This window comes from Parasphingorhabdus sp. (assembly GCF_036964565.1).
Classification (GTDB): domain Bacteria; phylum Pseudomonadota; class Alphaproteobacteria; order Sphingomonadales; family Sphingomonadaceae; genus Parasphingorhabdus.
This window is the reverse complement of sequence record NZ_JBALTN010000014.1, coordinates 1-23,202: the sequence shown is the minus strand read 5'-3', so window position 1 is coordinate 23,202 and position 23,202 is coordinate 1. Positions and strand designations below refer to the sequence as shown.

22 protein-coding genes and 1 tRNA gene are annotated in these 23,202 nt (G+C 50.6%); 20 read left to right on the top strand and 3 right to left on the bottom strand.

Annotated features, from left to right (window positions below; all coding sequences use genetic code 11):
* The first annotated feature begins 13 nt into the window (after positions 1–13).
* Genes V7650_RS16350 through V7650_RS16340 form a run of 3 tightly spaced genes read left to right on the top strand, consistent with a single transcriptional unit; the run spans position 14 to position 2,037 of the window.
* The gene (locus V7650_RS16350) at positions 14–421 is read left to right on the top strand and encodes a hypothetical protein (RefSeq protein ID WP_335657280.1); all 408 of its coding nucleotides are present in this window, start codon (positions 14–16) and stop codon (positions 419–421) included.
* A complete protein-coding gene (ribD, locus tag V7650_RS16345) occupies positions 415–1,395 on the top strand; it encodes a bifunctional diaminohydroxyphosphoribosylaminopyrimidine deaminase/5-amino-6-(5-phosphoribosylamino)uracil reductase RibD (RefSeq protein ID WP_335657279.1) in 981 nt (326 codons plus the stop codon). The genes V7650_RS16350 and ribD overlap by 7 nt, the downstream gene beginning before the upstream one ends.
* Positions 1,396–1,428: 33 nt before the next feature.
* The gene (locus V7650_RS16340) at positions 1,429–2,037 is read left to right on the top strand and encodes a riboflavin synthase (protein ID WP_335657278.1); all 609 of its coding nucleotides are present in this window, start codon (positions 1,429–1,431) and stop codon (positions 2,035–2,037) included.
* A gap of 233 nt (positions 2,038–2,270) precedes the next feature.
* On the opposite strand, the gene V7650_RS16335 is transcribed toward V7650_RS16340, so the two are convergent.
* Complete coding sequence (locus V7650_RS16335; RefSeq protein WP_442955321.1) at positions 2,271–3,038, bottom strand: DUF1134 domain-containing protein; 768 nt, start codon at positions 3,036–3,038, stop codon at positions 2,271–2,273.
* Between the two features lie 220 nt (positions 3,039–3,258).
* Between V7650_RS16335 and V7650_RS16330 the strand changes: the two genes are divergently transcribed.
* The 4 genes from V7650_RS16330 (at position 3,259) to V7650_RS16315 (ending at position 5,504) form a co-directional block, all read left to right on the top strand.
* Positions 3,259–3,348 (top strand) — tRNA-Ser (locus tag V7650_RS16330).
* A gap of 284 nt (positions 3,349–3,632) precedes the next feature.
* Positions 3,633–4,100, top strand: coding sequence for a DUF4145 domain-containing protein (locus V7650_RS16325; RefSeq protein ID WP_335657277.1), 468 nt, complete (start codon positions 3,633–3,635; stop codon positions 4,098–4,100).
* A gap of 6 nt (positions 4,101–4,106) precedes the next feature.
* The gene (locus V7650_RS16320) at positions 4,107–4,943 is read left to right on the top strand and encodes an AbiJ-NTD4 domain-containing protein (protein ID WP_335657276.1); all 837 of its coding nucleotides are present in this window, start codon (positions 4,107–4,109) and stop codon (positions 4,941–4,943) included.
* A 375-nt stretch (positions 4,944–5,318) separates the two neighbouring features.
* The gene (locus tag V7650_RS16315) at positions 5,319–5,504 is read left to right on the top strand and encodes a hypothetical protein (RefSeq protein ID WP_335657275.1); all 186 of its coding nucleotides are present in this window, start codon (positions 5,319–5,321) and stop codon (positions 5,502–5,504) included.
* A gap of 417 nt (positions 5,505–5,921) precedes the next feature.
* On the opposite strand, the gene V7650_RS16310 is transcribed toward V7650_RS16315, so the two are convergent.
* Together V7650_RS16310 and V7650_RS16305 are read right to left on the bottom strand one after the other, a co-directional pair.
* Entirely contained in the window at positions 5,922–6,659 is a 738-nt protein-coding gene (locus tag V7650_RS16310) for a recombinase family protein (RefSeq protein WP_335657274.1), read from the bottom strand.
* Complete coding sequence (locus V7650_RS16305) at positions 6,656–7,066, bottom strand: DUF2924 domain-containing protein (RefSeq protein ID WP_335657273.1); 411 nt, start codon at positions 7,064–7,066, stop codon at positions 6,656–6,658. The genes V7650_RS16310 and V7650_RS16305 overlap by 4 nt, the downstream gene beginning before the upstream one ends.
* 422 nt (positions 7,067–7,488) lie before the next feature.
* Between V7650_RS16305 and V7650_RS16300 the strand changes: the two genes are divergently transcribed.
* From V7650_RS16300 to V7650_RS16240, 13 genes are all read left to right on the top strand, one after another.
* Positions 7,489–8,937: an O-antigen ligase family protein gene (locus tag V7650_RS16300; protein WP_335657272.1), complete on the top strand. Its 1,449-nt coding sequence runs from the start codon at positions 7,489–7,491 to the stop codon at positions 8,935–8,937.
* A 108-nt stretch (positions 8,938–9,045) separates the two neighbouring features.
* Positions 9,046–9,759, top strand: a complete 714-nt coding sequence (locus tag V7650_RS16295) for a polysaccharide biosynthesis/export family protein (RefSeq protein ID WP_335657271.1) — start codon at positions 9,046–9,048, stop codon at positions 9,757–9,759.
* Between the two features lie 35 nt (positions 9,760–9,794).
* Entirely contained in the window at positions 9,795–11,975 is a 2,181-nt protein-coding gene (locus V7650_RS16290; RefSeq protein WP_335657270.1) for a GumC family protein, read from the top strand.
* A 25-nt stretch (positions 11,976–12,000) separates the two neighbouring features.
* Positions 12,001–13,182 carry a hypothetical protein gene (locus V7650_RS16285; RefSeq protein ID WP_335657269.1) on the top strand — a complete coding sequence of 394 codons (1,182 nt, stop codon included), beginning with the start codon at positions 12,001–12,003 and terminating at the stop codon, positions 13,180–13,182.
* A gap of 78 nt (positions 13,183–13,260) precedes the next feature.
* Complete coding sequence (locus tag V7650_RS16280) at positions 13,261–13,821, top strand: sugar transferase (protein ID WP_335657268.1); 561 nt, start codon at positions 13,261–13,263, stop codon at positions 13,819–13,821.
* Between the two features lie 101 nt (positions 13,822–13,922).
* The gene (gmd, locus tag V7650_RS16275) at positions 13,923–14,984 is read left to right on the top strand and encodes a GDP-mannose 4,6-dehydratase (RefSeq protein ID WP_335657311.1); all 1,062 of its coding nucleotides are present in this window, start codon (positions 13,923–13,925) and stop codon (positions 14,982–14,984) included.
* A 50-nt stretch (positions 14,985–15,034) separates the two neighbouring features.
* Complete coding sequence (locus V7650_RS16270) at positions 15,035–15,844, top strand: FkbM family methyltransferase (RefSeq protein ID WP_335657267.1); 810 nt, start codon at positions 15,035–15,037, stop codon at positions 15,842–15,844.
* Between the two features lie 25 nt (positions 15,845–15,869).
* Positions 15,870–16,820 carry a GDP-L-fucose synthase gene (fcl, locus tag V7650_RS16265; protein WP_442955323.1) on the top strand — a complete coding sequence of 317 codons (951 nt, stop codon included), beginning with the start codon at positions 15,870–15,872 and terminating at the stop codon, positions 16,818–16,820.
* Positions 16,821–16,835: 15 nt separating this feature from the next.
* Positions 16,836–17,729 carry a sugar nucleotide-binding protein gene (locus tag V7650_RS16260; protein WP_335657265.1) on the top strand — a complete coding sequence of 298 codons (894 nt, stop codon included), beginning with the start codon at positions 16,836–16,838 and terminating at the stop codon, positions 17,727–17,729.
* The gene (locus V7650_RS16255) at positions 17,716–18,960 is read left to right on the top strand and encodes a glycosyltransferase family 4 protein (protein ID WP_335657264.1); all 1,245 of its coding nucleotides are present in this window, start codon (positions 17,716–17,718) and stop codon (positions 18,958–18,960) included. The genes V7650_RS16260 and V7650_RS16255 overlap by 14 nt, the downstream gene beginning before the upstream one ends.
* Before the next feature lie 95 nt (positions 18,961–19,055).
* On the top strand, positions 19,056–20,345 hold the full coding sequence (locus V7650_RS16250) for a hypothetical protein (RefSeq protein ID WP_335657263.1): 1,290 nt from the start codon (positions 19,056–19,058) through the stop codon (positions 20,343–20,345).
* Between the two features lie 31 nt (positions 20,346–20,376).
* A complete protein-coding gene (locus V7650_RS16245) occupies positions 20,377–21,471 on the top strand; it encodes a glycosyltransferase family 4 protein (protein ID WP_335657262.1) in 1,095 nt (364 codons plus the stop codon).
* A 61-nt stretch (positions 21,472–21,532) separates the two neighbouring features.
* The gene (locus V7650_RS16240) at positions 21,533–23,032 is read left to right on the top strand and encodes a hypothetical protein (RefSeq protein ID WP_335657261.1); all 1,500 of its coding nucleotides are present in this window, start codon (positions 21,533–21,535) and stop codon (positions 23,030–23,032) included.
* The last annotated feature ends 170 nt before the right edge of the window (positions 23,033–23,202 follow it).

Below are 23,202 nucleotides of genomic sequence, written 5' to 3'. Positions count from 1 at the left end.
GAGCGGCATGGGAATGTTAAAAGATGCATCGGTGAGCGGCGGTTTTGGCGACCTGATCGCTGTCTTTCGCCAGAGCGAACCGGGCGAGCGCCTGGTTCCCGCGCTGCTGGCCTTCGCCTGTACCGCGTTCATTCTGTTCCTTTTCTACCTCGATCCGAAGGTCAACACCTACACCTACGTGCCGCAGGAAGTGATCTATGTCGAAAACTGGACGACCGACCGGACCGACGAGGAAATCCTCCAGGACCGCTGGGAGGTTCAGTGCCTGAAGGACAAGCTGGAACAGGAACGGCGCGAGGCGATGAAGGAACTGGGGCGGATGTCGGGCATGGACGTCGAGCAGATCGAACGCGAAGCCGAAGCCGCCCGCGCAGCGCGCGGCGATGTCGAAGTGGAGCGGCCAGCCGGACTGCAATGCTGACCGGAGCCGGCGACGCCCGCTATATGGCGGCGGCGCTGGAATTGTCGCAGCGGGGTCGCGGACGCACCGCTGCCAACCCCAATGTCGGCTGCCTCATCGTCAAGCATGGCGTCATCCTGGGACGCGGCTGGACCCAGCCGGGCGGACGACCCCATGCCGAGGAAATGGCGCTGGCGCAGGCGGGAGCATCGGCCAAGGGCGCCGACATATATGTGACCATGGAACCCTGTGCCCACCAAAGCACGCGCGGACCGACCTGCAGCCTTGCGATTATCGAGGCCAGGCCGAGCCGGGTGATCGTCGCGACGCTGGATGCCGACGAGCGCACCCGGCGGCGGGGGATCGACCGGCTGGGCGACGCCGGCATTCCGGTCTCGGTGGGGATCCGGGAACGGGAGGCCCGCCGCGCGATGGCCGGTTTCCTCTGCCGCCTCGAAAAAGGGCGTCCGTTTGTGACGCTGAAACTGGCGCTGTCGCTGGATGGCTGCATTGCCATCGCCGATGGCTCGAGCCAGTGGATCACCGGCGACCGCGCCCGTGCGCATGCCCATCTGGAGCGGGCGCGCAACGATGCGATCCTGGTGGGCGCCGGCACCGCCCGAGCGGACCGCCCGGGGCTGGACGTGCGGCTCGACGGACTGGCCGACCGTTCGCCGCAACCGGTGGTGCTGGGCAGCGACAAGGAGCTGCCGGCGCACTGGCTGCAGATCGACCGCACGGAAGCGATTGCCGAGCTGCCCGATGTCAACTGGCTGCTGGTCGAAGGCGGTGCCAGAACGGCGGCTTCGTTCCTGCAGGCGGGCCTGGTCGACCGGCTGCTGCTCTATCGCGCGCCGATCATCATCGGCGGCGGCCTGCCGGGCGTTGCCGATATCGGGCTGGAAAAGCTGGGCGCCGCGCACGGCCAGTGGCGGCGGGTCGACCAGCGCGCGCTGGGTCAGGATATGCTTGAGATATATGACCGCGCCGCCTAGGTTCGGCTTCATTCACAGCAAATAGGATCGTCCATGTTCACAGGCATTGTTTCGGATATCGGCACCATCGAATCGGTCGATCAGCGCGGTGATCTGCGCGTGACAATCAAAAGCGGCTACGACATGGGCAGCGTCGACACGGGGGCGTCGATCGCCTGCTCGGGGGTGTGCCTGACGGTCGTCGACAAGGGCACCGGCTGGTTTGCGGTCGACGTTTCGGGCGAGACGCTGTCGTGCACGGCGGAGGGACTGTTTGCCGCCGGCCGGGCGATCAATCTGGAGCGGGCGCTGAAGGTCGGCGACGAACTGGGCGGGCATATTGTCACCGGTCATGTCGACGGGGTCGGGCAGGTCGTTTCCTGCACGGCTGCCGGCGATTCCCGCGAAGTGGTGATCCGGGTGGCTGCGGAGCTGGCGCCCTATGTCGCGGCCAAGGGGTCGATCACGGTCGACGGCGTGTCGCTGACGGTAAACGCGGTCTCCGACACGGACACGGGCACCCAGTTCACGCTCAACATCATACCGCATACGGCGCAGGTCACCACGCTCGGCGAACTGGAGCCGGGGCAGACCGTCAATCTGGAAATCGACATATTGGCGCGCTATCTGGCGCGGATGGAACAGGTCCGGGCGCTGGCCTGAAGCGACCAAGCGAACCTTCGGAAACCATGATGAACGGCAACCAGAGGGCCGATGTGGATTGCCGCGCTGGGTTCAGGTCCCCTTTTTGGCGCAAAGGACCGTTAGTCCCGAGCCTGTCGAAGGACGCTTAGCGGCGGGAAGCGTGGGTCGACAAGCTCACCACTGACGGAGAAAAAGCGTCATTTACTGCGGCAAGCTTCGGCTATCCGCGAGGACGGCGGTCTATCACCCGATCAGAACGGCAGCCACTGCTGCTTCTTGCTGAATTTCATATAGCCGACATTGGCCCCGAGCCGGAGACCCGCGCCCAGCCGCACAGGGATCAGCACCTTGTCGCCGCTGCGCAGGTAGCTGACGTGGAAGCCGCCGATGAAATAGGCCGCGCCTTCGCCCGCCGGGAAGCGCTGATACAGGTCTTCGCTGTCGTAGAGATTATAGACCAGAACGAAGGTGTTCGCCGCATTGCCGCCGACATCGAAGCCGATCGACGGCCCGGTCCAGTAGACCGGCCGCTCGCCCTCGATCTTGTGGTAGAGCTTGCCCGATCCGTAGCGCAAGCCGACGATGAACGCGCCGCTGGCCTCGCGGCCGGCGATATAGGCGTTGGGCCGCCCCTGCTTCTTCAGAATATCCTCGATCACTTCGGCCAGGCCCTTCGCGCCCTTGCCGAACACCCCTTCGGCGGCGCCGATCAGGTCGTCGTCCTGATAGGTGGTGCTGTCATCGACCGGCGTGCCGGTGGCGGCGCTGGGCGATGAATCATAGGGCGTGACGATGTCCGCGTTGAGATCGCTGTCGACCGGTGCGTTGTTCACGGTCGCCGGATTGGCATTGGCCGGATCGAAATTGCCGTCATAGTCGGGCGCGGCCAGATCGGCGTCGATCGCGTCATTCGGATCGACATTCTGGACCTGGGCATAGGCCGGCGACAGGGATGGTGCAGTGGCGAGCGCCATTGCCGCAAATATTCCCAGTATCTTCTTCGTGCACAAGGGTAACATGGGTTAACTCCCTTCCCATTACCAGCCAGTAACGGCTCTCGTCTGTTGGACATGACCGTGCAATGAACGCACGACGAACTGAGTCGATTCTGCGGCAGTGCGAGTCCCTGCGCCGGAACCGCGCGATCGGTATTTTTCCGGACCCATGCAAGGCTGTCCATTTTTCCCGTTGCAGCGTGCGCCTTGCAACGTTATAGCGCCATCTCTAGCCAAGCTGCGTGGACACGTGGGTGAGCGGCTGAAACCACCTCCTTGCTAAGGAGACAAGCCTTTACGGGCTTCGAGGGTTCGAATCCCTCCGTGTCCTCCACATTTGCCTAGATTTCTGCCGAAAAAAGAAGGGAAGGGCGATCGCGTCCCTCATTTTGTCCCTCACTAGGCAGAGCATTGATGGGGATATAGAAAGTGAGCACACTTCTCAAACATTCCGGCGATCAGAGAATCAGTGATTACCTTAAGCTATCGCGATGTCCGCATTGTGCAGTTGCTCAGCCACTTTTGCCGCAAGTTTTCCATTCAGGGAAGGCTGTTACGAGGGGAGACGGTGCTGCTGCTTCGTTTTGGGCAGTCCATGCATGTACAAATTGCGGATCGATGGTAACAGCCAAGGGAATGTCTGGATGGGGCGGAGCAGGCCAGCCAACGATCGTTGCCATTTTCCCGGATGGGACTAGCGCGCACCAAGATTTACCTGAGTCAGCTCGTATATTTTTGGATCAGGCATATAGCTCCCTTGATGCACCTGACGCTGCCGCGGTGATGGCTGGCAGCGCTGTGGACAGTATGCTCAAAGAGATGGGTTTGGAGACCGGCAGTGTGTACAATCGCATCAATGAGGCATTAGCTCAAAATATTATCACACAGGGCATGGCTGATTGGGCTCATTCGGTGCGGTTAGGAGCTAACCGACCGCGACATGCTGACAAAGACAGGCCGCATGTAACGCAGGAAGAAGCACGGCAATCGGTAGAATTCGCTGAAGCGCTTGGGCAATTCCTGTTTGTCCTGACTGCTCGAATTCAGCGGGGTCTCAAAGATGCAACTGGCGATGACGCGGAGTAGTGCTGCATGAGTGATGCAGATCTCTCTTTTTCGCAACGCCACGGTTTGGCCGATATCCCTCCGCAAATGGTCCTTGGCGAGATCGACAACCATGTCAGAGCAAGAATATGGAAACTCGTTAGAGACTCGGTTCTCGGCGAAAAAGTTGGTTCTTATTTCGGACCCGACTGGACACAGATGTGGGAAGAATGGTGTATTAAAGCTGACAATGAATTCTTTCTCACAAACTCCTTTGGGTTTCACGACACATTACAAGTCGTGAGATCGCTGGTAGTGGAATCGCCGTACAATTTGATTTTGGATTTCATAGAATTCATCCGTAACCATGACTCATGTCCGTTTGATCTGCGGTATGAGCTACCCAATGTATTGATAGAATGTCGATCGGCTTATCGCTTTGTTGGACGATTCATTCTTCCAATCTCGGATGAACATGAAATTCAAGGGGCAGAGACTGCATTTGCCGAAATCCAATTGACCGATGCGCAAGGTGTAAAGAGTCATTTGAACAGAAGTGCCAAAATGCTTCGAGATGGGGACTGGGCAGGCTCAATTAGAGAAAGCATAACTGCCGTGGAGTCCGCCGCATTAAATGCCGCTCCCGGCACACGAATGCTAAAAACTGCATTGAGTGAACTCGGCAATAAAGGTCATCTAAAGCACCAGGCCCTTCAGGATGCGCTTAACAAACTTTACGGGTACACGTCGGACCAACAAGGCATTCGCCACGCTTTGGTTTTCGAAGGAGAAGCCAATGTAGATGAGGCGGAGGCGGTCTTCATGTTTGGAGCTTGCGCTTCATTTGTTTCCTATCTGCTGAAAATCTCCAACGCTGAGCGTTGAGCGCTGGCGTTTCACGGGTCCTACCTGTTCAATCTTTGTTCCCTATGCGCTGGGGGACCCCGTTTTTCGCGCCTTGCCGCTATTCATGGGTATCGAATAGTTACAAGTTACAGTTCAAATTTGTTGGTTTCTGGCCGAAAATAGGCTATGCAATTCCCGTTGTGGCAGACAATTAAAAGGGATAGACCCTATGTCACAGACCACTCAGTTTCCCGCTTTCCTGCAACTCCAATATGACGAAAACGGCGCAACCGCGAAGTTTGAACGTGATATTCGTTCAGCGGCGCAATCGGCTGAGACAAAATTCAAAGCTTCCGCTAGTGCGATTGATAAGGCGCTGGATCTGTTTAAGAAAAAGCCAGCGGGTCGCTTGCGGTGGACCGGGACACACCGTTCTCGATCGACCAAACGCCGGTGGTCAACACCATCAATTATCAGACAGACCAATTGGTAAGTTGGCTGCAGGCGATCGCAAAGAATACAGGGGTGTCGCTCGGGACCAGCGGCGGCGGTGGCGGCGGAACTTCCGAACCCTTCAACCGCAATGTGGTGAACTTCTAAGTGACACCGCCGCTCCGAGCAAAAGTTCGAAGCGGCGGCTTTCCGCGAGTTGTGGCTACAATCGCGAATTTTCGTCCGTGCGGAAAACCCAAACCGCACGGACGCGCCGATGGAAGAAGGACCAACCATCGGCAAACTCGTTAAGGGTGCGGCAATTTTACCGTCCTCGATATCTTGCGACCTGTAAGATCGAATGACCGTTTGCCCTGTTCCAAAGCTTGAATTAGCTCCGGATGCACTTCCACGACGCGACCCCATAGATCAGGAAAATGCTTTGCAATTTCCACAATCGAAGCGTTCAATTTATGTCGAAGATCATGGATTGTTTTGTTCGGCAAACATGCGCCAAGCGCTTCGAGATCGGCATAAACTTTCGACAGGTGGTTCAATATCTCTTTGGCAGTCTCATCGAGAGCATCAGATATCTCCGTGGACAGACCGGATAACCGGGTGCCCAATCGCGCCTTGCCCACCCAGTGTTTTGCCTTTTTTCGTAACTCGGACTTTGGAAATAACCCCGCGTTCGTTCAACACTCGCTCGAGGGCATGAACAGAACGAACTTCAAGATAGATCTTAAATATCTCCCTGACAACGCACGCTTCGCCATTGTTGACTTTCAATATGCGGTCGGTACCGGGTTTGTCGTAGCCAAGCGGCAGCGTTCCTCCCATCCACAGGCCTTTGGCCTTTGAGGCGGCTATCTTGTCGCGGATGCGTTCACCCGTCACTTCGCGCTCAAACTGCGCGAAGGAGATTAACACATTGAGGGTAAGGCGTCCCATGCTGCTGGTTGTATTGAATGATTGGGTAACGCTGACAAAGCTCATTTCATGACGATCGAATGTTTCAACCATGCGAGCGAAGTCAGCCAGGCTGCGGGTCAGTCGATCGATCTTGTAAACGACCACAACGTCTATCTTTCCCAGAGCAATATCTGCAAGCAAGCGTTTCAACGCAGGGCGTTCCATTGAACCGCCTGAATAGCCGCCATCGTCATAACGATCAGGTAACAGCTTCCAGCCTTCGCTCGCCTGGCTTTTGATAAAAGCCTCTCCTGCTTCGCGCTGAGCATCAAGGCTGTTGAAATCTTGCTCCAAACCGTTTTCAGTGCTTTTCCTTGTGTAAATTGCACAAGATTTTGGCTCAGGCTTCATACCTTGGGCTCACGAAGCCCGAAGAATCGCGGTCCGTTCCAGCGCGTACCCGCAATCGCAGTGGCAGCGGCTGATAGGCTGTCATAAATTTCACCATCATGGCTGAAACCGTTTTCGGTAACTTCGACTTCAACCATTCGGCCCTTCCAAATACGCCCCAGTTTGGTGCCGATACCGAGTGACAAACCTTCTGCTTTGGGTGCAGGTGCGCGCGCGAGTTCTTTCCGCGTCAAAGGCCCGAGACCACCCTGGATTGAAGCCTGTATGCGCCACGCAAGCATAAGTCGGAACAGTGTGGGAGAACGCAATGGCGGCGGGGAGCCATAATTTTTCTTCCAAATTCCAAACAACGCGTCTAAGTCCAGAGCATCCAGTGTCTCGACTATGTCGAGATCCGGACGGCTCATTTCGCCGCATCCATTTGGCGGTCGTGTGAGCCAACTAGTTTTTCGGAAATAATTATTAGCACACGATTATGGCAAGCTCCCGATACACCGCCCTGAACCAAATGAGATTGCCCTCTCAAAGCGTCGCAATCGCAGCTATTTCCAGGCACGGCTATTCTCCATTGGTCAACTAGACCAATGCCAACATTGCGCGTTAAATCCAGTCGAAACGTGATGAAAATGCTGTGTTTCCGGGAGCATCATTCACTTTTTCGAGTGTTTTAGGTGTTGAGTCTCGGATCTTTGGAATAAGAGCTGCCTTATCCTGAATGCATTATGGAAAAACCTAAGCCCTGTTTTTACGGATAGCCATCATCGGTCTGTTGGATTAGAGACCCATCGCACTGAAGTCTGTATCTTAAACAGATTGCAAAATTGAAAATATGAAATCTGCCAAAAGAAAACCGGGTAACATAACCAACAGATTATCAGCGCCAGCATCGCGTTTCTATGCGTTTGTTGCCTTCTTCGTGATCGTTTTTTTCACTGGTGGTGGTTCGCGGGATGATATTCAATCACTGCTTGTGCTGCGGCCTCTCGCGATTCTATTTTGCGCCTATGCGCTGACCGTCAAGGCCCCGGAGCATTGGAAGGGGCGGATGTTTCCGCTTTGTATCGCAGGTGCGTTACTGGCTCTAATGGTCCTTCAACTGATACCATTACCCCCTTCTGTCTGGACCGCATTGCCCGAACGCCAGATATTTGCCAACATTGCTGATATCGCAGGGATTGAGCAGCCATGGCGGCCCTTGACCTTGTCACCGTCGAAAACGCTGAACAGCCTGTTCGCGCTCGCAGTCCCGATTGCCGCGATGATGCTCTATCTCAATCTTGACAGAGATTATCGAAGAGGCGTTGTACCGGTGCTGATAATTCTCTGTGCAATCGGCGCGCTATGGGCAATTTTCCAGGTCATCGGTCCTGCACGCGGGCCGCTATATATATACCGGATAACCAATTTTGGAGCGGGCGTTGGCCTTTTTGCCAATCGCAATCATCAGGCCGTAATACTGGCCAGCTCGATTGTGATGCTGGGCTCGTACGCAGGTTCCTTGAAGCCCCATAGCAAGCAAGCCGCCCTGAAATTTTCCGCTTCGATTGCGACCATTCTTGTCTTCGTCCCGCTCATTTTTATAACTGGATCCAGAGCGGGATTGCTGTTGATGGTACCGGCGCTGCTTCTGGCTTTGTTTTTGGTGTATTTTGGCGGATATTATCCGGGAGCAGGCTCAAGAAAAAGGCGATCCGCTTCCTCAAAAAGCAATCTGCTGTCTGGACGGCGGGTGATATTGGCGATCGGCATTGTGGCAATCTCGGGAATGGCGATGGCGTCGATCCTGCTCTCCCGCTCACTAGCCTTTGACCGGCTGTTCAGTGGCAACGATGTCGAAGAACTGCGTTGGCAGATATTACCGACACTTTTCACAATGCTAAAAGACTATTTGCCCTGGGGGAGCGGGTTCGGATCGTTTGAACATGTCTACAAGATTTACGAGTCTCAGGAACTGTTACGACCAACCTATTTGAATCAGGCCCATAATGACTGGCTTCAATATCCCATTGAAGGCGGGGTTCCGGCTCTGCTGATCGCGATCTGCACTATTATATGGTTTGTCAGGCGCTTGTGGATAGGGGTAAAAAACTGGCGCAGTTCGAATCCTGCCAAATATAGCGTATTGATGTGTCTTGCAGTCATCTTGTTTTTGCTGGCCGCGAGCATCGGCGATTATCCCTTGCGCGTTCCTTCTATAATGGCGGTATTTGCGGTTCTGGTCTGCGTTTTCAACGATGCTATATATTCTGTTCAGTGGCGCGACAGCAACCAGCGCTAGATGAGTTGGGCAAATTGTCCTCGAATGAGCATTATCAGGCTATAACCGGTTTACGTGCCAAATCGCTTCGTCTAACGGAGGTCAACAAGTAGTGGAATATATTGAACCATGATCAAATACTTTTCAGTCTTGCTGATGGCGATTTTTCTTACGTCTTGTGCAGGCCAAACCGTATTGGGCGGCAGTCCCGCTGTGACCGTCGTTTCCAGTGAGGCCCTGCCGGAGCCTACCCGCGTTGACCTGGTGAGCTCCAATCGGCCCTATTTGATCGGGCCTTTCGACAAGCTCAAAATTGATGTCTTCGGGATCGAGGATTTGAGCAAGGAAGTGCAGATTGATGCCAGTGGCCGATTGTCCTTTCCCCTGATCGGCGTGGTCGAGGCCTCTGGCCGAACGCCAGGGGAGCTTGCCGATGAAATCGAGAACCGCCTCCAGGGACGCTATGTTCGCAATCCCGAGGTCACCGTCAATCTGGAAGAAACTGTCAGCCAGGTAATCACGGTGGACGGGCAGGTTGACAAGCCGGGACTCTATCCGGTCATTGGCCGGATGACTCTCATGCGCGCGGTGGCAACCGCAGGCGGTGCCGGAGAATTTGCGAAACTGAACGACGTCGTGATTTTTCGGACCGTGGATGGCCAGCAGTTGGCGGGTCTCTATAATTTGAAGGCTATACGCCGCGGAAACTATAGTGATCCTGAGGTTTTTGCTAATGACGTAATCGTGGTTGGAGATTCCCAAGCCCGCCGATTGTTCCAGCAACTCATCCAGGCCTCCCCGCTTTTGACAACGCCGCTAATCATCTTGTTTCAAAATAGATGATGTAGCGTAAGGCATTGAAAAATTAGATGGACACTATGATCGACAAAAACGAGCCCGTGCCAATCGGCTATGAACCCTATGACGATGTGGTGCATGAAACGCCGATATTGATGCAATATTGGCAGGCCGTGTTGCGCCACAAGATCGCGATTACCGCAATTATTGCTGTCTGCGTGACGATTGGCATCATCGTCACCTTGTTGATGACGCCCTATTTTACCTCAACGGCCCGTATCGAAATTAGCCGCGAACAGGACAAGGTAACCAATGTTGAAGGGGTAAATAGCTCGGATGTAGCAGGCCAGAATCTTGAATTTTATCAGACACAATATTCTCTGCTCGAATCCCGTTCGCTGGCCGAGCGGGTTGTTCGCTCCAGAAATCTGGCAAAGAGGGACGAGTTTTTCGAGACTTTTGACGTTGATCCGGACGATTCCGGTATTTTGTCTGCCACTCCCAAGGCGCAGACCGCGGCGCAGAGAAATGAACGCCTCAAACTGGCGACCGATCTTTTGCAGGAACATGTCAGCATCTCCCCTATCCGGGGGTCCAGTCTGGTTGACGTAAGCTTTGAAAGCCCCAACCCCAATCTGTCCGCTGAAATTGCCAATGCGTGGATTGAGCAATTTATAGCGTCCAATCTTGACCGTCGCTTCAATTCGACGGCGGATGCGCGAAAATTTCTGGAAGAGCAACTGGCCGAACTCAAACAGCGGCTGGAGGATTCCGAGCGCAGCCTGTCGGGCTATGCCGACAACAAGGAAATCATAACCCTGTCGTCCGAGCAGACAGCAGAGGGAAAAACGGTGTCCCAAAAGACTCTGGCGTCAGCGAATCTGGAAGCACTGAATGCTGCTTTGGCAATTGCTATTGCGGATCGTATAGCCGCGGAAAGTGAAGCGAATGGGAGAGCTGGCAACAAAAATGCTCTGACCAATATTGCGCTCAATAATCTTCGAGAAGAACGTGCAAGAGTTCAGTCAGAATATGCCAAGCTTATGGTCCAGTTTGAACCCGAATATCCTGCTGCAAAAGCGCTGGCCTCGCAAATTTCGGCGTTGGACAAAAGTATTGCAATTGAAGAAGCACGCTCCCGCACGGGGACATCTGCCCGCTATCAGGAAGCGCTGGATCGGGAGCAACAGCTCCGCGCTCAGGTCAATCGCTTGAAAAATGAATTCAGCGGTGAGCGGCGCGATTCCATTCAATATAATATCTTCCAGCGCGAAGTGGATACCAATCGACAACTCTATGACGGTCTGCTGCAGCGCTACAAGGAAATCGGCGTCGCCGGTGTTGGCACAAATAATATTTCTGTGGTGGATCGCGCGCAGCCTGCTGAGAGCCCGTCCAGTCCGAAGCTGCTGCTCAATGTCGCGCTGGCAATACTTGCCGGCCTTGGCCTGGCAGCGGCCTATGTATTCGTGATGGACCAGATCGATCAAACGGTGAAGGATCCCGCCGATCTTAAATCCAAGCTCGGCATCGCGCCGCTGGGGTCGATTCCGGATTTCGAGAAAGAGGATATATTGGCGAGCCTGTCCGACAAAAAATCCGTTGCCTGGGAGGCCTATCTTTCCATACGAACGAGCCTGGCTTTCCTGACGGACCATGGCGTGCCACGATCTTTCCTGCTTACCAGCACGCGGCCCAATGAAGGCAAGAGTACGTCTGCCTTTGCCCTAGCGGCTGTTTTGGCGAGTACCGGAAAGCGCATCCTGCTCATCGATGGTGACATGCGCAATCCGTCGCTACATCAAATGCTCGGCATCAAGAATAGTGCGGGCCTGAGCAACAGCCTGTCTGGCACGGATGACCTCGCCCAACTTGTCCATCAAAAAACCGCACATGGCTTCGACGCAATGACCGCCGGGCCGATACCGCCCAATGCGGCAGAGCTTTTGAGCAGCACACGGATGCGTGACCTGGTCACGAAACTGAGCGACACCTATGACACGGTCATCATTGACGCACCGCCCGTTCTGGGATTGGCCGACATTCCGTTGCTTGCAGACGCGGTAGAGGGTGTCATCTACACGATTGAGGCCGGCGGTGTGAAAATGCGGGGTATTCAGTCGGCCATCCAGCGTGTCCGCAGTTCCCGCGCCCATATCTTTGGTGGGATTGTTACCAAGGTGCAGCCGCAGCATTCTGGCTATGGCTATGGCTATGCCTATCAGTACAGCTATGGGAACAAAGCCGCGGCAGAGGCTTGACGATCTTCTGAGGAGCTAGGCTGCTATGTTGAAAAATGGCATCATATGGATTGTCGGACTGGCGATCGCACTGGCTTCCGGGCTAGCTGCTGTGGGCGCGATTGTGAAGAGCCAGGCTCCCGAACTTGCAGTATCCCTGCAGCCTGCAAATGGTTTTGCCTTCGACACGCTGGCATCCAATTCTCTAAAAGCTGCCGTCGCGGCAAATGACGGCCGGTTTCCGAACAGTGTTGATCCGGTTGCAGCGAGCTTTGCGAAACGGGCTTTTGTGTCAGAACCGGTAACTCCCGAAGCGATCGCAGTGTTGGCATTAGGCAGTACCGAAGGGAAAAAGCGTGAACTCATGCACGAAGCGCTTGCGCTTTCGCGTCGCCAACAACTGGTCAATGGCTGGATGATTGTAGACGCCGGGACACGGGAAGATATTCCGGAGATCCTGAATCATTATGACACGATGCTGCGCACCAGTTCTTCTGCCGCTTCGGTTGTCATCCCGACGATGGCCAGGGCGCTCACGAACAGGAATTTCGTTGAGCCGTTTGCGGGGCTCCTGTCAAAAAACCCGCCCTGGGCCAGTGGATTTTGGGGGGCAGTGGTCACAACTCCAGAGGCCATTGAAAATGCCGCCCAACTGCGGGGAATGCTTTATGCAGCCGATGATTCAAAAGAGATTTACCAAGACGCAAATCTGATTTACGCGCTCGTCAACAATCAGCAATTTGGGTCCGCAGAAAGTTTATATCAGTTACTGGCAGGCCAAAGAAAGGAAGCATCGCTTCTGAAAAACGGTTTGTTTGAGCGTGAACCCGAATACCCGCCACTGGATTGGCAGCTGTTTTCCAATGGCGAATATGGCGCGGCTGTTGCAGGTGGCAATCTGCAACTAAGTGCGATCCCTAGTTCGGGCGGGCTTTTTGCAAGGCAGCTCGTTAAGCTCCCGTCGGCAATCCTGAAAATGTCAGTAAAATCCAACACCAGCATTCCCAAAGACGCGAATATCTCCATCGACATAAGATGTGGAGAAACTCTGGATAATGCCCCTCGGCCGATAAGGATTGCTTTGACAGATAAACTGACGCGACAGCAAATTAGTAACCAGCGGTCCGGGTGCAGCTTTTACTGGTTTGATGTCGTGGGGCGCTCTGCGGAGGGTGGCGATGGATTTGATGTTGTGATTGAATCAGTATCGTTGCAGCGGCAACCTTAAATTTCAATTTTCCCAATATTGTAGCGAGCTTTCTTTTTGGTTTGGTAGGCTGATTATATGTGAGACGGATTAAAAATTATGAGTAAGCGATTATTGGACCTTTGCCTCGCGATTCTGCTTTTTATTCCAGCTTCTTTTCTAATTTTTTTGGCAGCAATATGGATAAAATTGGACAGTCCGGGGCCAGCGCTATTTAAACAAACAAGAGTAGGCAGAAACAAAAAGCCATTTGTGATGCTGAAATTGAGAACAATGCGAAACGACACTGGGGATCGCGCATCTCACGAAACTTCCGCTTCGCAGATCACTAACGTTGGAAAATATCTAAGAAAAACAAAGATTGATGAGCTGCCACAGATTTGGTCAGTTCTGCGGGGTGATATGAGTTTTGTAGGCCCAAGGCCCTGCCTTCTCGTTCAAGAACAGTTGATTGCAGAGCGTGCCAGCCGAGGTGCATTTGCCGTAAAGCCGGGAATTACAGGTCCCGCCCAACTTAACGGAATTGACATGTCGACGCCCGAGAGGCTAGCGGAAGCAGATGCTATTTATATTCAAAATATGTCCTTTGTTACGGATCTAAAATATATTTTCATGACTGCCCTAGGCGCTGGTGCTAACGATGCAGTTGGCAAACCATGAATGCCCCCCTTTTTTCACAATGAGTGGGTTGGTGCATATCAATTCATCAAAAGAGCATCCCAAAATCCATTTAATTTCAGGAGTATAAGGCCTTGAGTACCATTAAAAAGATCGCCCTAATCACAGGTATTACGGGTCAGGACGGAGCCTATCTCGCGCGGCTTTTACTCGAAAAGGGCTATGAAGTACATGGTGTCAAGCGCCGGAGTTCATCGTTCAACACGGTCCGGATTGAAGATATTTATCAAGATCCTCATGTTGCAGGAACTAATTTTCATTTACATTATGGCGACATGACTGACAGTACAAATCTAATCAGAATCATTCAGGAAGTAACGCCAACCGAAATATACAACCTGGCTGCTCAGAGTCATGTTCAGGTCAGTTTTGAGACGCCCGAATACACAGCCAATTCTGATGCGATAGGCACCTTGCGACTTCTTGAAGCCATGAGGATACTGGGGATGGAAAAAAGTTGTAAGTTTTACCAAGCTTCAACATCAGAGCTTTATGGCCTCGTACAAGAAGTCCCGCAGAGTGAAACCACACCTTTCTATCCCCGATCGCCGTATGCGGCGGCCAAACTTTATGCCTATTGGATTGTGGTGAATTATCGCGAAGCTTATGGCATGCATGCCTCTAACGGCATTCTGTTCAACCATGAAAGCCCGCTTCGTGGGGAAACTTTCGTTACGCGAAAAATCACCCGGGCCGCAGCAGCCATTAAGCTTGGGCGGCAGGATAAATTATTTCTTGGCAATCTGAACGCAAAGCGCGACTGGGGTCATGCAAAAGAATATGTCCGGGGCATGTGGTTAATGATGCAACAAGATGAGCCCGATGACTTTGTCCTTGCGACTGGAGTAACCACGGAAGTACGAAAATTTGTGGAGTGGGCATTTGAAGATGTCGACATAATACTTCGTTGGGAAGGTGAAGGCGCCGAAGAGAAAGGATATTGCCAAGAAACCGGACGTTGTCTCATAGAAGTTGATGCACGATATTTCCGACCTACGGAAGTCGAGTTGCTGCTAGGGGATCCCAAAAAAGCAAAGGAAAAACTCGGCTGGGAACACATGACATCAGTTCGCACATTGGCACAGGAAATGGTTCAGGCCGACCTGGAGATCATGCGGTCATCTCCAATTCTGAACAATGCTTAAACCAAAATTAGGTCGGCAATTGATCTAGATTCCAATTTGTGGACATGATTATGATGAAATTATTAAAAAGGACTCTCAATAAGCTCGGTTTGGATATCAAGCGAAAAAAGTCGCCGGAGCAAAATATCTTCTCTCTACTTTGTGCTTTAAAGGTCGACAGAGGATTTTCGTTAGAAAGACATTTCCTTAATCACTGCATTGAAAATTTCCATGAAAGCAAAGCGCAGCTTATGCAGGATTTGATGGTAGATTTTTTTTACGATAACAAGCCGGGTGTTTTCTGCGAATTCGGCGCGACCGATGGAGTTTCGTTATCAAACACGTGGTTTTTGGAGAAAAAACGTGGTTGGAGCGGCATACTTGCGGAGCCAGCGAAAAAATGGCAGCAGTCTCTAGTAGCAAACCGTCCCAATTCAAAAATTGATTATCGCTGTGTCTATTCAGTTTCAGATGAAATAGTTAAGTTCTATGAAACTAATGACGGTATTTATTCAACTATTAATGAATTCATTGATAACAAAGACGCTCTACAAAGTGAACGGCAAAATTTTGAGACATACGATGTCAAAACTGTTTCTCTGGAGCGCCTTTTGATCGACCACGCTATCGCAAATCTCGATTTTCTTTCAGTTGACACCGAGGGGTCAGAATTCCTCATACTGAAGGAATTCGATTTTAGCCGTCATGCAATAAATATAATATGTGTCGAACACAATTATCTCGATAATAGAAAAAATATTTTCCAACTACTCTCTGATAATCAATATGTTCGTATATTTTCCGACTTATCTCTTTTTGATGATTGGTACGTCCGAAAGGATTTCCTGAATAGGAAGTTAAGGCATCTGAATCTTATCTGAATAGGATTGATTGAGCGATTTTCGAATGGAAGTAATTGTGAAAAAAGTTAACGCCAAAACAGTTTGGGTAGCCGGGCACCGAGGTATGGTTGGGAGTGCTATTCACCGGCAGTTGGTGGAAAAACATTACAACGTAATCACTGCTGGCCGGGGGGAACTAGATCTGATCGATCAGACGTCTGTACGCGAGTGGGTCGCTGAGAAAAAACCGGATGCTGTGGTTCTAGCAGCCGCAAAAGTAGGCGGCATTCTTGCCAACGATACATATCCTACTGATTTTCTGTATAATAATTTAATGATTGCATCAAATGTGATCGAAGCTTCTCATCGGGCAGATGTAAATCGGCTTCTTTTTCTGGGGTCCTCTTGTATATATCCGAAATTTGCAGAGCAACCGATCAAGGAGGCGGCGCTGCTGACCGGCTCTTTAGAATCAACAAACGAATGGTATGCCATTGCTAAAATTGCTGGCATCAAAATGTGTCAAGCGTTCCGGAAGCAGCACGGTCGAAATTATATATCGGCAATGCCAACCAATCTTTATGGACCGGGTGACAATTTTGATCTCCAGACGAGTCATGTGCTGCCGGCCCTTATTCGCAAGGCACATGATGCAAAACGGGAAAATGCCGAGAGCATCACAATCTGGGGGACCGGATCGCCACGTCGCGAATTTCTGCATGTGGATGATTGTGCGAGCGCATGTGTGCTGTTGCTAGAAAACTATTCTGGATACGAGCACGTAAATGTCGGATCGGGAGAGGATGTTACGATCTTGGAGCTGGCGCAGACCGTTTGCGACATAGTCGGATTTTCAGGAAAGATCGTGCACGACCTTTCCAAGCCTGATGGCACTCCGAGAAAGCTGATGAGTGCAGACAAACTGCGCTCGATTGGCTGGAGGCCATCAATCAGCCTGAACGATGGCATTGCAAGGGTGTATGATGCATTCCTCGAACAACTCTCCACCAGTTGATGACTGCTTAGGCATATGACTTCTCCTCCAATTTTAATGATGGGCGGCCAAAGTGCCCTTGGCATGCATCTGCGCCAGTTGCTGCCGGCGTCTACCATCTGTTATTCCCGTCCACCGCCGATATCAAAAAATGAAGTTCAGATTGCGGATTATTCGGATTTGCCGTCGGAAGCGATGGAGAATACGAAAGTCACAATTAACCTGATCGGAGCAGCTAGGGGGTCAGTGGAGGAGTTGACTTATCTGAATGCGGAGCTGCCGGTTCAGTTGGCTGTGAAAGCAAAAGCTGCTGGCGTAGATCAGTTTGTACATATTTCATCCTTTTCTGTTTTTGGAAGCGAACAAAATATCGCTCGCGAGACCCTTGCTGTTCCTACTACGGCGTATGGAATGACGAAAAAAATTGGAGAAGATCGACTTCTTGCACTTGCTGATAGGGACTTCAAGTTATCCATCCTGCGATTACCAATGCTTTATGATCTCCATTCTCCAAGCAAATTGCAGCAAATGATCTTTCTGTGGAAGCGGCTCGGCTTTCTTCCCGTCCCAGCTAAAAAGGTGCAAAGGTCGATGATGCATTACATGCTGGCCGCTCAAGTGGTGAAATATGTTTGCGAAAATGAAATTGAAGGCGTCCATGCTGCTGCCGATCCGGTCCCCTTTGATTTTTCTCAGGCAAGACAGAAAATTCTTCTTGAACACCCGGGAAGATGGGGAATGCTGGCACTACCCTTCTGGATATTTTACCCTCTTAAGCTGTTCCGGCCGGACATTTACCGGAGCTATTGTAGGTACAATGTTTTATCTGATAACGCTAATTTAGCAGTTCAAGCCGAATTAGATTCCCGGCTTTATAAGGATATTAGGTCTATTCCGTCGATGACCTGGCCAAGAAATGGGTTATCGTAAAATCATGCAGCGGAAGTTATGGGTCATATCGGAACTATACTATCCTGAAGAAACCTCGACAGGCTATTTTCTCACAAGGATAGCGGAAGGGCTCGCTGATGACCACAATGTTCACGTCATCGCCGCCCAACCCTCTTATAGCGAACGCGGGATAAAAGCGCCCGCTCTGGAAGAAAGAAGCGGAACGGTCATAAATCGTATTAGGTCAACCAATTTTAACAAGGACTTGTTTTTTGGACGACTATTGAATTCAATTACATTTGCATCATCGGTATGTTGGTTCGTCGTCAGAAATTTTCGGCATGGCGATCAAATATTGATGGTCACAAACCCACCGACCTTGCAGCCTCTCATTTCGCTGATCGCGAACATTAAGAGATGCAGCAGCTATTTGCTGGTGCACGATGTCTATCCTGAAATTCTTGTTGCAACTAAACTTGTAGCAGCAAATTCGTTTCTCAGAAAAGCGATGGCCTACCCGATGGACGGTTCGCTTAAAAAATTCGACCGGGTGATAGCCATTGGCAGGGACATGAAAGAACTGCTGGCAACAAAAATGCCCGATGCACAGGCTAGCAAAATAGCAATTATCACTAATTGGGCGGATGTTGATGAAATAAATTATATCCCCCGGATTGAAAACCGATTTGCGCTCGAAAATCAACTTGTGGATAAAATTGTTGTTCAGTTCTCCGGTAATATTGGCCGGACGCATGATGTGGAAACCGTATTGCACGTGGCGGAATCATGCACGGGGCGGAACGATATAGTCTTTCTTTTTGTCGGCTATGGCAAAAAAAGTGGGGCGATCCGGCAGGCAATAAAAGATAAAAACTTGGAAAACGTAATGCTTTTGCCACGGCAACCACGACAGCGGCTTGCTGAAATGTTGTCTTGTTCAGACGTGACCATAATATCTTTGGCCGAAGATATGCTGGGTCTTTCCGTACCAAGCCGTATGTATAATGTCATGGCGGCATCGCGACCCATTATAGCGCTAGCGAACCCAGCATCAGAAATTGCGCGGTGTGTTGAGGAAGAGGATGCGGGATGGGTTGTCAAACAAGATTCAACGGCTACTGCTAAACTGACAGAAATAATTTGTAGGCTGCACTCAAAGGATTTTCGTCGAACAGCGCAAACAAAGGGACAAAATGGAAGATCCGCGGCTGAAGCCAATTATCAATTTTCTCATGTGATCGAACAATACAAGACGATTTTAAAGAACTGAAAATTATAACTTCGATGACAAATAAGATGAACAGGAAAGTCCGGTCAAGAACTGTGCGCCATTTCGCTAGGGAGAATTTTAGCGATTCTATGGTCATGATTGCTCTGTTTGGAATGATGGCGATTTATGGCCCATCTTTTGAACTTGGCGGACAGTTTCGCTATATAGAAGTATTATTGGTCGCTATATTTATTCTCAGTATCAACACTGTTTTTAGAGATCTCGATAGTATAACCAGATTACTGATACCCTTGTTCCTTTTAACTGCAATTTCTCAGATTATTTCAGATTTGTATAATAATGTCCCCTTAGGTTCCACCATAGGCCGGGTCGGCACTTTTGTTCTTTTTGTTATTGTTCTTGTCACCGTGAAACGATTAGCGAATAACGACTTTGGGCGCATGCGGTGGATGTTGTTTGGTTACGCCCTGTCTTGGGTTTTTATCTATTTCGTAGGAACCGACGCAGCGCCAAATTACCCCGACAGTCCTTGGCGTCTCGGGCTTGGTTGGGCCGCGACAATGGCAGTTTGCCTTGTAATCACGCTGCAACCCAGATTGAACATTGTATCCGGCTTGTTGTTGCTGGGAATGTCTCTAGTTCACATCATACTTGGCAGCCGCTCAATTGCGATTTTTGCTCTATTCGCAAGTGCCGTCACGTTTTGGACAATTTTTTCTGGAGCGGACAGGCCTGCAACACTCCAATGGCGTAAGATTGCGACTGTTTCTGTAATTCTCATCTTCGGAATAGTCCTGGGTTATCAGGCGCTATTGTCAGCTACCGAAAAAAGTCTGTTTCCCGATGAAGTGCAGCAGCGAATGCAAGCGCAGGTTTCCAGCCCATACGGCCTCGCAGCTACGTCTCGTCCTGAAACCGCCGCGGCTTTGAAGGCAATAGCAAAGAGACCGATTATTGGCTTTGGGTCGAAAGCATATGATAATGAAATTTGGGGCTACTACATAGATGTGTTGAACTCGAATTACCTTTCCTACGGCAATTACACCGCAATCTACAAAGATAGTTTCTATCAGGAATGGGATGCCGGATTGCCTTCACATAGCCATCTATTTGGGGCATGGGTGGATGCAGGCTTTTTTGCAATTCTATCATGGCTTGCTGTCCTGGTTCTCGCGTTTTATGCAATTTTGTCGTCCATCACTTGGCGAAACACCCTAACGCCGCTGATCATCTTTATCGGCAGCACGACGATATGGGATGTGCTGTTTTCGCCTGGCCCGCACCGGATGGACATGGCATTACGGATCATGATCCTAACCTATGCTGTTCAGTTGATAAGAAACCAATCAGTCCAGCCCCCTGTCGCACATACGCGCCACAGAAAAAGAGTCCGATCTTACAGAAAGAGTTTCCACAGGCGTTAGCAGCGCCTGAAATTGCTTTACAGGAATTGAAATGCGCATAGCGATAACATCATCTATGGGGGAGCCCTCGGATCCGAAGACATGGTCTTCTGCACCCGCGAATCTGTCCCGCGCCTTGCAAGCTCAAGGCGCGGAGATGGTGTTTGTGAACAGCGCGGTGGTATCCAAATTTGACAAGATGGCAATTGCTGCGACTAGTATTCTGAACAGGCACAGTCTAGGTCATTTTTCACGCTTCCCGGCGGCGCGCGCGAAAATGGCGAGGCATGTTACAGAGCGCGCGCGCGCGGCGCAGGCCGAGCATATATTGTGCTGCACCTCTCTGGATGCTCCGGTCACGACCGACATCCCATATTCTCTATGGATCGACGACAGCTGGCATTTGCATCATGAAGGACGCTTATCGCCTGGATTTAGCCCGAGCACCGTAGCAATGCTCGATGATCTGGATCGAACCGCGTTTCAGGGGGCACATAAAGTCCTGACATTCTCTCATTATCTGCGGAATGATATTATCTCTCATTACGGAATCGCTCCGGACCGGGTTGTCGCGGTGGGATGTGGATCGGGCGAACTATCACCGTTCCACGAAGAGAAAAGCTACCAGGATGGCCACCTTCTTTTCGTTGCAAAGCATCAATTTGACATCAAGGGCGGCGCTCTCCTTTTGAACGCTTGGCCGCTAATCCGAGAAGAACGACCGCAGACACGGCTCATCATCGTCGGCAATGAAGATGGTCTGTCCCGGGCAAAGAATATCACCGGGATAACCGGTCACGGCTTTGTGTCGCGTGAAGAATTGACCCGGCTTTTCTATGGCGCCGCCATGCTGGTTCAGCCGATGCTTGGCGACCCATGGGGGCAAGTCTATCTGGAAGCGATGAAAGCAAAGGCCATAGTAGTATCGTTAAACCAAGCCGCGCTTCCTGAACTTTCCGACAATGGCCGTCTGGCGGTTCTTATTGATCAACCAGATCCCCAACTTCTTGCGGATGCTGTCCTTGCAACATATCATCGAAATCAGAATGAGCTAAACCAAATTGCCGTCGAAGCTCAGAAGCTTGCAACAGAAAGCTTCTCTTGGAGCGCGGTAGCAGACCGTGTGCTTGAGGCTATTTCTCAGTAAGTTTTTTGCGTTCTCGTACAATGTTTTCACATAACACCCGTCCCAACCTAGGTATTGCTGAATGAATCTCTGGAAAGGTCTGCAATATAGCCTCTTCTCTCGGACTTCGATCGTAGTTCTTGAAATGATAATTATCTCATTTCTGGCGTTTTTGAATTTTGCAGTTGTGGTTCGTATAACAAGTTTGGAAACAGTTGGTTTATGGCTATTGTTGAGTTCGATATTAGGAATTTCTCGTGCAGCTGATATTTGGTCCCGCGGATTAAGTAGTTATGTAGCTGAAGCTAGAATTAAAGAAAATGACAGAGAAGCCGTAAGTTATGTCACCACGGCAGCAATTACAGGAGCGGCCGGATATTTTATTGTCGTATGCGTTGCTTTACCATCTCTATACTTTGTAACGCCCATGCTCGTGGATGAGCAATATCATACGACTGTACGATTTATATTGCCACTTATGGCTATAGCGTTCTGGCTGACATCAATGTCAGCGGTTTATCAGCTAGGCTTTCTAGGCTTCATGGCCCCAGGTTACAAAGCGGTACAAACCATTTTGGGTAGTCTTACATTTCTTATACTCACAATAGTATTGACACCTGAGTATGGAATTGTCGGATTAATTGTTGCGCAAATTATTCAAGCACTTTTTATGCTCGTTTTCGCAATTTTTATTTTCCATAATTCTCTCGCTCCAACAAATAATTTGCAATTTTGGGATTCAAAAAAATTCAAACAACTTGCTTTATTTGGCGCCAGCGCAACAGGAATAGGCGTCCTTCAGATGGTAACGGAGCCTATATTACGTCTGCTTGCAAACTATTTTGGTGGACTGGCCTTTGTGTCAATCATCGATTTTGCATCACGCCTTATACAAGTTGCGCGCAATATCGTGGGATCAATTGGGCAAAATCTAATTCCCAGTTTTGCCAGTCAGACAAATTTTAGGCAAAATGAACAGGCACGATATTTTAGGGTTAGTATGGATGTAATTTTCTGTCTATCAGTTGCTTGCCTGACTATCGCGGTAGGTATTTCGCCGCTAGTTGGAATTTTAGTGTTAGACTTATATAATGGTAGTGCTCAGCAATTTACGTCCATTTTTGCAATTGGCTGGCTAACCAATTTATTGGTTTCGCCAGCCTATTTTTTATTGTTTGGCCGACGGCAGGTAGGTATTCTGTTGAAATTCCAGTTGATTATGTTGCTAGGCATGATCGGCTTTGGCACGCTTGGCGGGTTTTTCGGAGGGTTGACTCTCTCATTGTTAGGGGCAATGACCGGCGTAATAATTTCATCAGTATATCTAATAGCAACTGTGACAAAGATGTTGTTCTCTATTGATAATATTGTTTCTTGGTTTACGCCAAGATACATGTTAATGATTGTACCACTGTTGTGTTCATTGTGGATCGTAAATGTCCCTATTCGGTTTATGAACGTTGGCGCATTGCATAGCGCGATAATTATAGGATTTCTTACGACCCTCCTAGCTGGAATTTTCTTTCCATATAGAAAATTCTTTTTGATGCTAAGTGAATTAGACAAGCAAGGCGCTGATTAGGGTGGGAAATAGAACTTTTCGAATATCCAAAAGCATTCCGGGTTTAGTCACAATTCAAAATTTGATATTTTCAACTGTCCAGCATTAGGTTAGGTGACGTGACCCCTTAAAACTCCTCCAGAAGTGATTAGAGTCCGGTCCAAGAAAGGACGGACGAATGAAGCGGATAC